This is a genomic window from Candidatus Aquiluna sp. IMCC13023 (assembly GCF_000257665.1).
Lineage (GTDB): Bacteria > Actinomycetota > Actinomycetes > Actinomycetales > Microbacteriaceae > Aquiluna.
Window position 1 is genome coordinate 292,324 of record NZ_AJKR01000002.1, and the last position, 14,607, is coordinate 306,930.

The following is a 14,607-nucleotide window of genomic DNA, read 5'->3' on the forward strand; positions in this document are numbered from 1 at the left end:
TTTGACCACACCGTCCCGAGCCGTTGCGAGGTTATTTTGGAGCATTCAGACCCTTTTTCCCTAATCGGGTTAACTTACGACGATGTCCTATTGATGCCCGGCAAGTCGGACGTCATCCCCTCGGGGGTAGGCACTTCAACAATGGTGTCCCGGAACATCAGCATTAACATTCCTCTGATTTCGTCCCCGATGGACACTGTGACCGAGTCCCGCATGGCAATAGCCATGGCCCGGCAAGGCGGCCTCGGTATCTTGCACCGCAACCTTTCTATTGAGCAGCAAGCCGACCAAGTGGATCTGGTAAAGCGCAGCGAAGCCGGGATGGTTTCTCACCCTGTTACCACTACTCCTTATGCGACCATCCAGGAAGTAGACGACCTTTGCGGCCGCTACCGCGTTTCCGGGCTCCCGGTTATAGACGAGGACGGCAAGCTGGTTGGCATAGTCACAAACCGAGACATGCGTTTCGTGCTTGAGGTTCAACGGACGACCACTTTGGTCAAGGACGTTATGACCTCGATGCCCTTGATTGTTGGTAAGGCTGGCATCCACCCAGATGAGGCGATGGCACTACTTGCTCAGCACAGAATTGAGAAGCTTCCGCTAATTGATGACAACGGCAAGCTCAAGGGCTTGATTACCGTGAAGGACTTTGACAAGAGCGAGAAGTACCCAAATGCCTCTAAAGATGGAGCAGGGCGGCTATTGGTTGGCGCAGCTGTTGGCGTTGGCCCCGACGGCTGGGAGCGAGCAATGGCTCTTGTCGAGACCGGTGTAGACATTCTTGTTGTTGATACGGCTCACGGTCACAACTCAGCTGTGCTTGAGATGATCAAGAAGTTAAAAAATGAGCCTTTTGCAAAGCACACCGATGTACTGGGTGGCAACGTGGCAACAACCGAGGGTGCCAGGGCAATTGTCGAGGCAGGCGCTGACGGTGTAAAAGTTGGCGTTGGCCCTGGGTCAATTTGTACAACCAGAGTGGTGGCCGGTGTGGGTGTTCCTCAAATCACCGCCGTTCACATGGCGGCGCTCGCAGCCAGAGAGGCGGGCGTTCCAGTTATCGCCGATGGTGGCCTTCAATATTCAGGAGATATCGCCAAGGCCCTGGTAGCTGGTGCCAACTCGGTGATGCTCGGTTCGCTTTTGGCGGGAACCGATGAGGCCCCTGGAGACATTACATATGTAGGTGGCAAACAATTTAAGACCTACCGCGGCATGGGCTCCCTCGGTGCAATGCAGTCCCGCGGTCAAGCGCAGTCCTACTCAAAAGACCGCTACTTCCAGGACGATGTCCTGAAGGAAGAAAAGCTTGTGCCAGAAGGCATTGAAGGACGCGTTCCTTACAGGGGAACAGTTCCAACCGTAGTTCACCAACTAGTTGGAGGGCTAAGGGCTTCGATGGGCTATGTCGGAGCCGCAACAATCCCTGAATTGCAGCAGAATGGCAAGTTTGTCCGGATTACTCCCGCCGGGCTCCGCGAATCACATCCGCATGACATCCAGATGACCATTGAGGCGCCAAACTACGGCGCCCGCTAGGCAGGTAATAAAAAATGACTGAAGTAGAAATCGGCCGATCGAAGAGAGCAATCAACGGCTACGCATTCGATGACATCGCAATTGTGCCAACCAGAAGAACCCGGGACCCGGGAGATGTTTCAACCAGCTGGAGTATCGACGCCTTCCAGTTCGACATGCCGGTAATCGCGGCCCCTACTGACTCGGCAATGAGTCCTGCGACCGTGATTGCACTTGGGAAGCTCGGCGGACTTGGTGTTCTTGATTTGGAAGGCCTCTGGACCAGGTACGAGGATCCAACTCAGCAGTTAGCTGAAATCGCGAATGCCAAGGACGAGGACGCCACGGCAGTCTTGCAGCGCGTCTACTCTCAACCGATTCAAGCCGAACTCATCAGGGCTCGTCTTGAAGAAATTAGAGCCGCCGGTGTCAGGGTTGCCGGAGCACTTTCTCCTCAGCGAACAGCGGAGTTTTCCGAGATTGTTTTGAAATCCGGAGTCGATATGTTCGTTATTCGTGGAAACACAGTTTCGGCCGAGCACGTGTCGCAAGGAGCAGAAGCGCTAAACCTCAAAGAATTCATTTACCAGCTTGATGTTCCGGTGATTGTGGGCGGGGCAGCTACCTACACCGCCGCATTGCACCTCATGCGAACTGGTGCAGCCGGAGTCTTGGTTGGCTTTGGCGGCGGAGCAGCCAGTGCTACCAGAAAAGTTTTGGGCATTCATGCTCCGATGGCCACCGCCGTTGCTGATGTGGCTGCGGCCCGCCGTGACTACATGGATGAATCCGGTGGTCGCTACGTTCACGTAATTGCTGACGGAGGACTTGGCACATCCGGCGACATGGTTAAAGCAATTGCTTGTGGAGCGGATGCCGTGATGTTGGGCACCGTTCTTGCAAGAGCTGCCGAAGCACCAGGCCAAGGCTGGCACTGGGGCCCAGAGGCGGTAAATTCCTCGCTTCCAAGAGGTCAGCGAGTGTGGGTTGGCTCGCATGCTCCACTTGAGCAAATTTTGATGGGACCCACTAGCTCTGCAGACGGCACTGCAAACTTAATAGGAGCACTGCGTCGGTCAATGGCCACCACCGGGTACTCGGACGTCAAAGAATTCCAGCGCGTCGATGTAGTTGCGAATTCATACATCTAAATGAAACCGAGTTTCTTCTCGATTGCCCGCAAGCCCAAATGGCTCGGGGGGCTAGCGATAGCCGCATTGGTGGCGATTTCCTTCTCGTTGCTAATGCAGTGGCAGCTAGAGCGAACCTTTAGTTACGTCGGCGTAAGTGAGCAGGAGCTAGCGCCTGTTCCACTAAGTGAACTTGCTGGACTCGAGGGCATTACTCCTGGAGCCTACGATCGCCTCGCGACCGTGAACGTAACTTTAGATCCAGAAAACTCATTTATTGTGCAGGACCGTCTTCAGCTAGTTGGCAATGATTTGGTTCCAGGCTATTGGCTGATCACCAACTCTTTTGTCGAAATTGGTGACCAATTAGTTAGTCTCACCCTTGGCCTGGGTTATTCCGAGGACGTCTCTGAACTTCTCACGGCACAGAGCGAACTGGAAAGTTCGAATCACAGCATCACCGGCTACGTTGAGCCGAACGAGGCAGTTAGAGAATCTGACTCGAAAGACTTGCTTGGTTCGGTATCGCTCGCGCAGCTTGTGAATCTCTACAGCCCGGAACAGGTGGTTAGCTATCCGGTTTATTTGATACTCAGCGAGGGCATAGATCTTCCGGTCGAAAGGATTTCGATCGACATCAGGGCTCAGGAAATAGAGGTCAACTGGTTGACCGCTTTTTACGCAATCGAGTGGGCCTTTTTCGCCCTAGTGGCCTTTTATCTTTGGTGGCGACTAGTTCAGGATGAGCGGGCACGACTGAGTACGTGACCGAATTGTTATTTTTTATTGTGGTTTTTTGCCCGTTTCTATCTTTTTAGCTGAGAAAAGCCTGCTAATTTATTAGCTACTACGGGAACCAGACAATTTCGGAGACTACAAAGATGTTGGCAGAAGAGCGAAGGCTACAGCTGAGCGAGTGGGCTCGCGTAGAAGGCCGTGTCGATGCAAACGTAGCTGCCTCGAACCTAGATGTCGCAGTTGAGACCGTTAGAAGAGACTTAGATGTTCTTCAGCGCCGCGGTGTTCTGCGCCGCGTGCACGGCGGAGCAATTTCACTTGAGAGATTTGCTCACGAGTACACAATCCCAGAGCGATATGGACAGAATCCGAATCAAAAGCGACTGGTCGCCGATGTTGCGGCTTCCTTTATCCCCGATGAGGGATGCATCTTTGTTGACGGTGGCACTACTACTGAGTGCCTGGCTGTTTATCTTCGAAACAAGCCCGGTCTGTTGGTAGTAACCAACAACCTGACCTTGGCCGGAAAGATCGCCGATTCGACTACGCAGACTTATTTGCTCGGCGGCAAAATCAGGCCCGCCACCTTGAGCGCCGTGGGCGCCAAAACTTGTGAAGACCTGCGGGAACTAACTGCTTCGGTTAGCTTCATCGGGGCCAACGGCTTCTCTCTAGAGGCAGGGGCCACGGCATTTGATACCGACGAGGCCCTAGTGAAAAAGACCATGATGGCTAACTCCCGGGAGCGAATCCTCTTGGTTGATAGCGGCAAATTTGGCTCGACCTACCCGGCAAAATTTTCTGCTTTTTCAGGTTTTGACCGCATAGTGACTAACGTCGATGTCGACGCTTCGTTCACAGATGCGCTTGCGGGAAGCGGGGTCCAGATTGCTCTGGCCCAACAATAAATTTCACTGGCAGAGAAGCCAGTGGAAGAGGATGGAGAACGGCCGATTACTTGCCTGCAAGCAAGCAGTTGACCTGACTCTGTTTAATAAATACAACCCCTTATTAGGAAGGTAGTACCCATGGCTAATTTCATCCCCGCGGGTGACGGCACTCACACAGGCTGGAAGTCGTTTGTTCAAAAGGTCGGTGGCAACCTCGCCGGCATGGTAATCCCAAACATTGGCGCATTTATCGCCTGGGGCTTGCTGACCGCACTGTTTATCCCAACCGGCTGGCTCCCAAATGAAGAGCTAAGTTCAATGGTTGGCCCAATGATCATCAACCTATTGCCAATCCTCATCGGTTACACCGGTGGACGTTTGGTCCACGGTCAGCGTGGTGCTGTTATCGGTGCCGTTGCAACCGTTGGTGTGATTGTTGGAACTTCAATTCCTATGTTCCTTGGCGCCATGCTCATTGGTCCATTGGCTGCATGGGTATTGAAGAAGATTGACGCCGTGCTAGACCCAGTAACCCCAACCGGCTTCGAGATGTTGATTGGTAACTTCTCACTAGGAATCACCGGAATGCTTATGGCAATCCTTGGATTCCTAGGAATCGGACCAACCGTAAACGCGTTCTCCGACGTTCTTGGAAGCGGCGTGAAGGTTCTAGTTGACACAGGCTTCTTGCCTTTGGCCTCAATTTTGATTGAGCCAGCAAAGATCCTGTTCTTGAACAACGCCATCAACTTCGGTGTTCTGGCTCCAATCGGAGCGGTTGAAGCCGAAGAGACTGGCAAGTCAATCATGTTCATGCTTGAGTCAAACCCAGGTCCAGGACTTGGACTACTAGTTGCATTCTGGTTGGCAGGACCGAAGATCCTTCGCGGTTCAGCTCCGGGTGCAATCGTTATCCACTTCCTTGGTGGAATCCACGAAATTTACTTCCCATACGTACTACTTAAGCCAATCGTTGTTCTTGCAGCGATTGCCGGTGGTGCAACTGGTGTTGCTACTTTCGCGGCTACTGGAGTCGGCCTTGTTGCCACCCCATCACCAGGATCGATCTTCGCTTACATGGCGATGACCCCTCCGGGTAACCACTTCGGCGTGCTTTTGGGCATTGCGTTGTCAGCAGCTGTTTCCTTCGTTGTGGCCTTCTTCATCTTGAAGGCAACTCGCTCCGGAGATGATGCTGCAGATCTAGACGCTTCGAAGGCAAAGAGCCAGGCCATGAAGACCGGAGATGCTGCGTAATTATGGCGACTATATCGGGCGCCTCTGTCAAGAACATAGTTGTTGCTTGCGAGGCCGGAATGGGCTCATCTGTGATGGTTGCAAAGCAGCTTGCTAAGCAACTTAAGGCCCAAGAGGTCTCAGTGACTCATTCCCCTGTGAACCAACTGACTGAAACTGAACACGATCTAGTTCTTTGTCACCGCGGCCTTGGCTCAAGGGCCAAGCAAGCGGTGCCGAACTCGGTTGTGATTATGTTTGATATGTTCCTAGGCGATCTAAAAATCGCCGAAGTTGTGTCAAGAATAAAGTCAGGCGACGACATCAGCGATGACTGATTTAGTCCAACAGGCCGGAATAAAGCTAGATGCCACAGCCTCCTCCCCGGAGGAGGCTGTGGACATCTGCGGCAAGCTACTTGTCGAGCTAGGCGCGATAACGAGTTCCTACGCCGATGCCATGTGGGAGCGAGAACAAATCTTCCCCTCCGCTATCGGCATGGGCTTTGCCATTCCGCACGGAACCGACGAATCACGAGCGCACGTTATTTTTGATCAGCTGGTGTTTGTTCGATTGGCCAAGCCAATTTCGTGGGCTGATGATGAAGTGACTTGCGTTCTTGGCATCGCCTCCCAAGGCGATGGACACGTGGAGTTACTTGGCAACTTAGCCGAGATGATTCAGGACGAGGACAAGTTGGCAATTTTGCAAAACTCAGACAATCCTGAGGAAATTGCTCAGCTGCTTCTTGGCAATGACTAGCTGTAACTCAGAGTACGAAAAAAATAAGAACCACTGAGTAAGACAAAATCTAGAAGCACTCAGAACAGTCACAGGAGAAAAACTATGCGGGCAGTGCACTTCGGAGCCGGAAACATCGGGCGAGGCTTTATCGGGGCAGTTCTGCAGGATGCCGGTTACTTTGTGACTTTCGCTGATGTGAATATAGAGTTGATCGCCAAGTTGCGATCCTCCAACGGGTACAGCCTCATCGAACTTGGCGAAGCCAAAAAAGAAACCCATTACGAAAACTTTGAAGTCCTAGACTCAACTGCTGATGAAGCCGCGCTAATCGCTGCCATCGGCCGCGCCAACGTCATTACCGCATCAGTTGGCACGAATATTCTTCCCGCTATTGCGCCAGTAATTGCGCGGGGCATTCAAGCACGGTCAATCGATTCTCCGCTTGTAATCATGGCCTGTGAAAACGCTATCAATGCAACGGATATCTTGAGCTCAAAGATATTGGAGACGCTTATTAGGCTCCCGAAGAACATCTTTTTTGCTAACACTGCTGTCGACCGAATCGTTCCAATGCAGCAAGCAGACACTGAGCCAGACGTCGCTGCAGAAAAGTTTTGCGAATGGGTCATCGACAAAAGCGGGCTAGCTGGAACTGATCTAAAGATTCCAGCGGCAACCATGGTCGATGACCTGCAACCATTTATTGAGCGAAAGCTTTACACGGTGAACACGGCGCACTTGACAATTGCCTACTTGGGCCAACGTCACGGCCATGACACAGTCGCCGAGTCGCTTCGGGATCCGATTGTTCGCGATGTTGTGTCAAGAGTGATGGAGGAGACTTCCATGGTTCTGGTCACCAAGCACGGGTTTGATTCAAGTGACCATGCAAATTATGTCCACCGAACCCTACTGCGCCTCGCAAACCCTTTGCTAGATGACCAGGTCGAGCGAGTTGGTAGACAACCCTTGAGAAAGCTATCCCGGTTTGAGCGCCTTATTGGACCGGCAGCGCTTTTGGCTGAGCTGGGTGAGAAGCCCAGCGCGCTGCTAGAAGTGGTTGAGGCATCCTTGGAATTCTTTAGTCAAGACGACCCTGAGGTTCAATTACTCAGCTCTAAACTGGACTCCTTATCACCCTGGGAATTCACATCGCAGGTTTGCGGAATCCTGCATGATCACCCATTGGCCACCTCGCTAGAGCAGGCAATTGCAAAGCACCAGGGGACACTTAGTCACAAATGACCAGTCGGTATCACGCCGGGAGTTAGTTAGTATTTTTTATTAGAACCTTGAAGGAGAAACCAATGGCCACAATAAATGGCTCAGTTACCGTATTGGATCCGATTGGCCTGCACGCCAGGCCCGCAGGCCAAATCGTGAAGCTAGTAAAGGAGTCAGGCCTGGAGGTTCGAATTGGCAAGGCTGGCCAGGAGTTAGCCAAGGCAAACTCGCCGCTTCGCATGATGGCCCTGAAGGCTAAGACGGGTGAAGAGTTGACCATTGAAGTCGACTCTGATGACGAGGCTGTAGCCACTGCCTTGATTGCCCAGGTTCAAGATTTTTTGAAGGGTTAGATTTGCTAGACAGCGGCACAATTCTTACCGGTATGGGCGTGGGTCTTGGCTCCGTCGCCGCCGAAGTATTTCGAGTAAGGCCTGTAGCTTCATTGCCAAAGGCGGCCAAGCACTCCGGTGATGAAGCTCTGGAATTAGAAAGCCTGAAGACTGCCATTGCGGCAGTTTCACTGGAGATGAATGACCTAGCCGAAAAGGCAGGTGAGACCTCTGCTGAAATTTTTGAAGCCCTGATCATGCTGCTGGAAGACGAAGAGCTATTTGAGACCGCATCGGCTCAGATCTCCCAGGGTTGGAACGCGGGCACTGCTTTTATTAACGCGGTCGAAGAATACGCCGATATTTTTGCAGGAGACACTACTTTTGAGGAGCGCCTAAACGATATTCGTGACCTTGCCAGACGAGTTGCCGCCTCGATCGCGGGCATTTCACTTGGACTGGATATTCCCACCACTGGAAGGTTCGTAATTGTGGGTGAGGACTTCTCACCGGCTGATACCGCTCAATTCACTCAGGCAGTTGTCGGAGTTGTCACGATCCAGGGTGGTCCGACTTCACACACTGCAATCATCTGCAGATCAAAATCGATCCCAGCGGTTGTTTCATGTCAGCAGGCCAAAGACTTGGTTGACGGGATGCAGGTCCTAGTTGACCCGGTGGGTGATCGAGTTGTGGTGGATGGCCAGGAAAGTGACATTACCGAAGCTCTGTCCTTCATCGCAAAAAGCGAAGATCCGATTATTCCGGTGCGCGCAAATATTGGCTCGCTGGAAGACGCGATAGCGGCGAGTGCCTCTGCGGCTGAAGGGGTAGGGCTATTTAGAACCGAGCTTCTGTACTTGTCTGCCAAGACCCAGCCAACTAAGCAGTCTCAGGCCACTAGCTACACAGAGATCTTGAAGGCGGCTCCAGCCGGGCCAATTGTTGTCCGCACCATCGATGCTGGCAGCGACAAGCCGGTTCCGTTTTTGGACATGGGTGACGAAGAAAATCCGGCACTCGGCGTCCGCGGATTTCGCCTGATTGAGAATCACCGTGACTTTATTGTTGATCAACTAGAAAGCCTCGAAATGGCAAGAGAGCAGTCAGGCCGCGAAGTTTGGGTGATGGCACCGATGGTTTCGACTTACTCCGAAGCAATTGAGTTCGCCGCGCTTGCCAGGGAGTCTGGAAACTTCAAGGTTGGAATCATGGTTGAGACGCCCAGCATCGTCTACCAAATTGCACAATTGGCCGGTGCTCTGGACTTTATCTCGGTGGGCACCAACGATTTGTCTCAATACCTATTTGCGGCTGACCGCATGAACCCATCTCTCGGTGCGATGCTCAATCCTTGGCAACCGGCGCTATTGAGAGCGCTGGAGCAAATTGCTGCTGTCAGCCAAGAAGCCGGTGTTTCCTCAGGCGTTTGCGGTGAGAGCGCCTCGGACCCAGCCTTCGCCGTAGTTCTTGCCGGCATGGGGTTCCAGTCCGTGTCTTCGTCTCGTTCTCAGGTGGGAATAGTAAGACAGGCCCTGAGCTCTGTGACAAAGGAACAGGCTAAAGAGGTTTTTGAGGCAGCACTTACGGGTCTGGATGCCGATCAGGCAAAATCTGCGGCCCTTGCGGCCCTTGCGGCAATCTCAGCCAAGTAAACTCAAGAGCATGTCAAGCCCGAATCCAGCTCAAGTTCCTCAAATAAAAAAGGTTCTCCGCTTTTATAAGGCCTCTTCCTATGTAACCGGCGGGTTCCTGATTTTGCTGATGATTACCTGGGGCATTAGACGCCTGCCATTTTTAGGTTTTGATCTTTGGCTGCTCGGTCCAAACGGGTTTTTTAGTTTTGAACAATACGGCGTTGATGGCGAAGGCTTGCCCGATGTCGGTTTCAATCTGACGGTTTGGATCCTAATTATCCACGGCTGGCTCTATGTGGTTTATCTATTTGCGGACTTTAGAATCTGGACCCTCATGCGCTGGTCGTTCACTAGGTTCTTGCTGATTGCCCTCGGCGGCGTCATACCGTTCTTGAGCTTTTACACCGAGAACCGCTACGCCAAAATGGCGCATGAACAGCTTGCCAAACTGGAGGGCAAATGAAGCCGGTACTAGTTGTTGACTTTGGAGCTCAGTACGCTCAGCTGATAGCCAGGCGCGTTCGCGAAGCCAATGTTTATTCGGAGATTGTTCACCACAGCGTCACAGCGGCCGAGATTGCAGCCAAAGAACCAACGGCAATTATTCTTTCCGGAGGCCCGTCCAGCGTCTATGAGGATGGGTCGCCAGCTCTTGATCCAAAGATTTTGGAGCTCGGCGTTCCAATTCTCGGTATTTGCTACGGCTTTCAAGTTCTTGCCCATCACTTAGGTGGTCGAGTAGACAAGACCGGCAAAAAGGAATACGGCGGCACGGACCTCACAGTGAACAAGTCTGGAACGCTTTTAAGTGACCAACCGCTATCCCAGGTTTGCTGGATGAGTCACGGTGATCAGGTCGTTCAGGCTCCTGAGGGCTTTGATGTTTTGGCCTCCACTGCCACAACTCCAGTTGCGGCCTTTGAATCCAAAGAGCGCAAGATTTACGGCGTTCAGTGGCACCCAGAGGTGGTCCACTCCGACCAGGGTCAACGAGTCCTAGAAAACTTTCTTTACGTTGGAGCCGGGATTGAGCCAACTTGGAATTCTGGAAATGTAATCGCGGAGCAGGTTGCAAAAATTCGTGCGCAGGTTGGAGACGCCAGGGTGATTTGTGGTCTGTCCGGCGGGGTTGACTCTGCGGTCGCCGCAGCACTTGTCCATAAGGCCATTGGAGACCAGCTAACGGCAGTATTCGTTGATCATGGTTTATTACGTGAGGGCGAAAAAGAGCAGGTTGAGCGCGACTACGTCGCGGCAACCGGAATCAGGCTGGTAACCGAGAGCGCCGAAGATGTCTTTTTATCAGCACTTGCTGGCGTCAGTGATCCAGAGCAAAAGCGCAAGATCATCGGACGCGAGTTTATTCGTAGCTTTGAAAAAGCCGAGCAGAAGCTCATCGCCGAGGCCAAGGCTGATAATCGACCAATAAAGTTCTTGGTTCAGGGAACGCTTTATCCGGATGTGGTTGAATCCGGTGGCGGCGCAACAGCTGGAATTAAGAGCCACCACAATGTTGGTGGTCTTCCAGAGGACCTGCAATTCGAGCTCATTGAACCTCTTCGCGAATTGTTTAAGGATGAAGTTCGGGCAATCGGCGCCGAGTTAGGGCTTCCGGACGAGATAGTTTCTAGGCAGCCGTTCCCAGGCCCTGGTCTCGGGATTCGAATTGTTGGCGAGGTTACAAAAGAAAGACTTGACTTACTTCGCAAGGCGGACGCAATTGTTCGCGAAGAGCTTTCGGCAGCCGGCAAAGATGCTGAAATCTGGCAGTGCCCGGTTGTCTTATTGGCCGATGTGCGCTCGGTAGGAGTTCAGGGAGATGGCAGAAGCTATGGCCACCCAATTGTGCTTCGGCCTGTCTCATCGGAAGATGCAATGACGGCCGACTGGTCCAGATTGCCCTATGACTTGTTGGCAAAGATTTCTAATCGCATCACCAATGAAGTTCCAGATGTGAATCGGGTCGTGCTGGATATCACCTCTAAGCCTCCGGGCACGATTGAGTGGGAATAGCGTGCTGGTTTTTGGTCATCGCGGTGCTTGTGGGTATCTTCCGGAAAACACCATCGAATCGATGGAACTCGCTTTTGAGCAGGGCGCGGATGCGGTCGAGTTCGATGTGGTCTTCACCAAGGATGGTCACGCAATCATTCGCCACGATCTAGATCTAGCCAGCACTACCGACATCAACGACCACAGCTTCCTGTCCACCAAGATCGACCAACTCACAAAAGATGACGTCTCAAGGCTACGAGCCAAAGAACGGTATCCAGACGGCAGGGTTGATTCGGCTTCCCAAGACGGTAAATACTTTGTGCCAAGCCTCCGCCAGCTTTTGGGACACCAGCAGTTCAATGGCAAGCATCTGATCATCGAGATAAAGCACGGTGCGCATTTCGAGGCTCTTGGAATAGACCCAATCCAGGAAGTAAAGACTCTGCTTGATCAAAGCGACTGGTCCAGCCGCGACATGAAAATTAGCCTTGAGAGCTTCGAGTTCGAATTTCTAAAAAGAGCCAAAGTCGAGATTGGGCCGGAAATCAATTACGTATTCCTAAGTGCCCGGGACACTCTGCCCGAGGGCATAACAGAACTAACGGATGAATTACTCGTTGAAATTGCTGATAACTTCGACGCCGTTTCTGTTGCGATGTCCATGGTCCTGACCGGTGATCTTGTGGCTCGGGCGAAAAAGATGGGGTTAGACATCTACGCCTTCACAGCCCGCCTGGAGACAGCCGAGGGAAATGTCGAAAAATGGTTTGAACGTCTTGTTTCGACGGGAGTCGATGGAATTTTTGCCGATCAGCCTGATCTGTTGATCAAAACCGTAGCCGACCTGACCTAAGCTACCTGCGATGCCGTTAGAGATTTTTGAGCAACCGAACCCGGATGATTTACTAACCGGGCTAAACCCGCAGCAGCAGCAGGCAGTGCGCTATCGCGGACGAGCGCTGCTAATTGTCGCTGGAGCTGGCTCCGGTAAGACCAGGGTGCTAACTCACCGCATGGCACACATGCTAGCCAATAAAGAAATTTGGCCATCTCAGATTCTTGCTATTACTTTCACCAATAAAGCTGCGGCCGAAATGAGGGAACGGGTTGAGAGCCTGATCGGTCAAGCCGGGCAGGGCATGTGGCTGAAGACCTTCCACTCTGCTTGCCTTCAAATTCTTCGGAGAGAAGCCCAACGCCTAGGTCACGACTCAAACTTCAGTGTCTACGACACTGGAGACACTCGTGCGCTATTGAAGCGACTGCTTCGAGAAGCTGGCGCAGAAGATGCGGACATAAAACCTTCGCAGGCAGCCGCAATCATCTCCAATGCTAAAAACGAATTGAAGGACGCCGAAGACTTCGCTCGAAATGCTGATCGCTCGAACCCCAGAGAGCGTCTTGTTGCCGAGGTGTTCCAGGCCTACACGTCCGAACTGCGCAGAAATAACGCCTTTGATTTTGATGACCTAATTGTTGAGACTGTGGGCCTATTACAGGCATTTCCGGAACTTCGCGCTAGGTATCAAAAGCGATTCCGTCACGTGCTCGTCGACGAGTACCAGGACACCAACCATGCCCAATACGCACTCATTCGAGAGTTCACCAGGCCATTGCCAGAAGAACATGCAATTTTTGATGAGCAAACCGGCGAAGTACTTGGCCCAGCTGACCTAACCGTCGTTGGAGACTCGGACCAGTCAATTTACGCATTCCGAGGAGCTTCGATCAGGAACATTACCGAGTTTGAGCGCGATTTCCCAGGTGCAGAAACTATTTTGCTAGAGCAAAATTACCGCTCCACTCAAAACATACTTTCGGCTGCGAACGCGGTTATTTCGCAAAACCCATATCGACCAGCCAAAAACCTTTGGACCGATTCGGGCGCCGGTGACAAAATCACCATGTTCACAGCTTACGACGAGCGAAATGAAGCAGCTTTTGTCGTCGATAGAGTCAAGAAGCTGCACGACGAAGGCGTCAATTACCGAGACATCGCGGTCCTTTATCGCACTAACTCGCTAACGCCATCTCTAGAGGCTGAGCTCAAGAGCCAGCAGATTCCCTATGCGGTTATCGGGGGCTTGAAGTTTTTTGAGCGTCGAGAAATCAAAGATGCGTTGGCCTATTTGTCCGCAATTTCAAATGGGCGGAATGACGAGGCCGTAAGAAGAGTCATAAACATCCCAACTCGTGGCATTGGTCAGAAGACCGAACTAAAAATCGCTCAGTTTGCCAGGACAAATGAAATGAGCTTTCGACAAGCACTCTTATTTGCTTCCGACTTGCAACTCGGACCCAAGCTCCAAGCATCTGTGACGGCCTTTGGGGAATTGCTCAACGAATTAGAAGCAATGACTGTTACTGATGGCCCGGCCGAGGTTTTGAAATTAGCGCTTACTAGGAGCGGATATCGTTCTGAGCTGGAGCTATCAAGGGACCCCCAAGATGAAGCACGGGTTGAAAACTTAGATGCCTTGCTCGGACAGCTATTCGAGTGGCAAGCTCAGTTCCCGGAGGGCACAGTTGCCGATTACCTTGCCGAAGTTACGCTTTCGGCAGCCGCGGATGAGATCGAAGATGAATCCGGCAGCATTTCTTTGATGACGCTTCACACCGCAAAGGGGCTTGAGTATCAGGTCGTGTTCATGATTGGTCTTGAGCAGGGAACATTGCCTCACATCAGGTCTTTTGATGAACCCGGTGGACTGCAGGAGGAAAGGCGGTTGATGTATGTCGGCATGACAAGAGCCCGCGAGCAACTGTTTATCTCTCATGCGCTTCAGCGAACGATTTTTGGAAACACTTCCGGTTTCACCACCTCCATGTTTTTAGCCGACATACCTCAGGAACTAGTTGAAGCCGAAGGATCCGAACGATCCACCGACAGGGCTTATGAGCGTTCGGTTGGCTTCACAAGAGAGCCTTCAAAGTGGAAGGGCGCGATCAACTCGCCAAGTGCGGTCAGGGACAATAAAGACCTTGAGCTTGCAGTGGGCGACCGAGTCAATCACGACACTTTCGGCGAGGGCGCTGTTGTTAGTGTGTCGGGTCAAAACCCAAGACAAACTGCCGAAGTTCGTTTTGAATCGGGGGTCACAAAGCGGCTACTTGTGAAAATGGCACCAATAACCAAGCTCTAGGTAATGAATGCGTTTTT

At 52.2% G+C, this 14,607-nt stretch carries 14 protein-coding genes; all 14 read left to right on the top strand.

Translation table 11 applies throughout. From position 1 onward, the window contains the following. Window positions 1-36: 36 nt before the first annotated feature. The 14 genes from guaB to IMCC13023_RS02490 all read left to right on the top strand — a co-directional run bounded on the left by guaB (window position 37) and on the right by IMCC13023_RS02490 (window position 14,590). Window positions 37-1,542 carry an IMP dehydrogenase gene (gene guaB / locus IMCC13023_RS02425; protein WP_040325022.1) on the top strand — a complete coding sequence of 502 codons (1,506 nt, stop codon included), beginning with the start codon at window positions 37-39 and terminating at the stop codon, window positions 1,540-1,542. Between the two features lie 14 nt (window positions 1,543-1,556). Further along, window positions 1,557-2,672, top strand: coding sequence for a GuaB3 family IMP dehydrogenase-related protein (locus tag IMCC13023_RS02430; protein WP_007540859.1), 1,116 nt, complete (start codon window positions 1,557-1,559; stop codon window positions 2,670-2,672). After that, window positions 2,673-3,419 (top strand): SURF1 family cytochrome oxidase biogenesis protein, encoded by a 747-nt coding sequence (locus IMCC13023_RS02435; protein ID WP_007540861.1) that lies wholly within the window; start codon window positions 2,673-2,675, stop codon window positions 3,417-3,419. Between the two features lie 113 nt (window positions 3,420-3,532). Further along, window positions 3,533-4,297 carry a DeoR/GlpR family DNA-binding transcription regulator gene (locus tag IMCC13023_RS02440; RefSeq protein ID WP_007540863.1) on the top strand — a complete coding sequence of 255 codons (765 nt, stop codon included), beginning with the start codon at window positions 3,533-3,535 and terminating at the stop codon, window positions 4,295-4,297. A gap of 120 nt (window positions 4,298-4,417) precedes the next feature. Beyond that, window positions 4,418-5,536 (top strand): PTS transporter subunit EIIC, encoded by a 1,119-nt coding sequence (locus IMCC13023_RS02445; protein WP_007540865.1) that lies wholly within the window; start codon window positions 4,418-4,420, stop codon window positions 5,534-5,536. Between the two features lie 2 nt (window positions 5,537-5,538). Beyond that, entirely contained in the window at window positions 5,539-5,853 is a 315-nt protein-coding gene (locus IMCC13023_RS07400; RefSeq protein WP_007540867.1) for a PTS sugar transporter subunit IIBC family protein, read from the top strand. Next, window positions 5,846-6,277: a PTS mannitol transporter subunit IIA gene (locus IMCC13023_RS02455; protein ID WP_007540869.1), complete on the top strand. Its 432-nt coding sequence runs from the start codon at window positions 5,846-5,848 to the stop codon at window positions 6,275-6,277. The genes IMCC13023_RS07400 and IMCC13023_RS02455 overlap by 8 nt, the downstream gene beginning before the upstream one ends. 84 nt (window positions 6,278-6,361) lie before the next feature. Continuing rightward, a complete protein-coding gene (locus tag IMCC13023_RS02460) occupies window positions 6,362-7,504 on the top strand; it encodes a mannitol-1-phosphate 5-dehydrogenase (RefSeq protein WP_007540871.1) in 1,143 nt (380 codons plus the stop codon). Window positions 7,505-7,566: 62 nt separating this feature from the next. After that, window positions 7,567-7,836, top strand: a complete 270-nt coding sequence (locus IMCC13023_RS02465) for an HPr family phosphocarrier protein (protein WP_007540873.1) — start codon at window positions 7,567-7,569, stop codon at window positions 7,834-7,836. 2 nt (window positions 7,837-7,838) lie between these two features. Then, window positions 7,839-9,470: a putative PEP-binding protein gene (locus IMCC13023_RS02470; RefSeq protein ID WP_007540875.1), complete on the top strand. Its 1,632-nt coding sequence runs from the start codon at window positions 7,839-7,841 to the stop codon at window positions 9,468-9,470. 10 nt (window positions 9,471-9,480) lie between these two features. Beyond that, window positions 9,481-9,915, top strand: a complete 435-nt coding sequence (locus tag IMCC13023_RS02475) for a DUF3817 domain-containing protein (protein ID WP_007540877.1) — start codon at window positions 9,481-9,483, stop codon at window positions 9,913-9,915. Beyond that, window positions 9,912-11,465: a glutamine-hydrolyzing GMP synthase gene (guaA, locus tag IMCC13023_RS02480; protein ID WP_007540879.1), complete on the top strand. Its 1,554-nt coding sequence runs from the start codon at window positions 9,912-9,914 to the stop codon at window positions 11,463-11,465. Before IMCC13023_RS02475 ends, guaA begins: the two co-directional genes overlap by 4 nt. Then, window positions 11,452-12,300, top strand: coding sequence for a glycerophosphodiester phosphodiesterase (locus IMCC13023_RS02485; protein ID WP_162097425.1), 849 nt, complete (start codon window positions 11,452-11,454; stop codon window positions 12,298-12,300). Before guaA ends, IMCC13023_RS02485 begins: the two co-directional genes overlap by 14 nt. Before the next feature lie 10 nt (window positions 12,301-12,310). After that, window positions 12,311-14,590, top strand: coding sequence for an ATP-dependent helicase (locus IMCC13023_RS02490; protein WP_007540882.1), 2,280 nt, complete (start codon window positions 12,311-12,313; stop codon window positions 14,588-14,590). Window positions 14,591-14,607: the final 17 nt, after the last annotated feature.

Coding starts and splice junctions, on each gene's coding strand:
- IMCC13023_RS02430 (WP_007540859.1), top strand. CDS start 1,557: ATGACTGAAGTAGAAATCGGCCGATCGAAGAGAGCAATCAACGGCTAC.
- IMCC13023_RS02435 (WP_007540861.1), top strand. CDS start 2,673: ATGAAACCGAGTTTCTTCTCGATTGCCCGCAAGCCCAAATGGCTCGGG.
- IMCC13023_RS02440 (WP_007540863.1), top strand. CDS start 3,533: ATGTTGGCAGAAGAGCGAAGGCTACAGCTGAGCGAGTGGGCTCGCGTA.
- IMCC13023_RS02445 (WP_007540865.1), top strand. CDS start 4,418: ATGGCTAATTTCATCCCCGCGGGTGACGGCACTCACACAGGCTGGAAG.
- IMCC13023_RS07400 (WP_007540867.1), top strand. CDS start 5,539: ATGGCGACTATATCGGGCGCCTCTGTCAAGAACATAGTTGTTGCTTGC.
- IMCC13023_RS02455 (WP_007540869.1), top strand. CDS start 5,846: ATGACTGATTTAGTCCAACAGGCCGGAATAAAGCTAGATGCCACAGCC.
- IMCC13023_RS02460 (WP_007540871.1), top strand. CDS start 6,362: ATGCGGGCAGTGCACTTCGGAGCCGGAAACATCGGGCGAGGCTTTATC.
- IMCC13023_RS02465 (WP_007540873.1), top strand. CDS start 7,567: ATGGCCACAATAAATGGCTCAGTTACCGTATTGGATCCGATTGGCCTG.
- IMCC13023_RS02475 (WP_007540877.1), top strand. CDS start 9,481: ATGTCAAGCCCGAATCCAGCTCAAGTTCCTCAAATAAAAAAGGTTCTC.
- guaA (WP_007540879.1), top strand. CDS start 9,912: ATGAAGCCGGTACTAGTTGTTGACTTTGGAGCTCAGTACGCTCAGCTG.
- IMCC13023_RS02490 (WP_007540882.1), top strand. CDS start 12,311: ATGCCGTTAGAGATTTTTGAGCAACCGAACCCGGATGATTTACTAACC.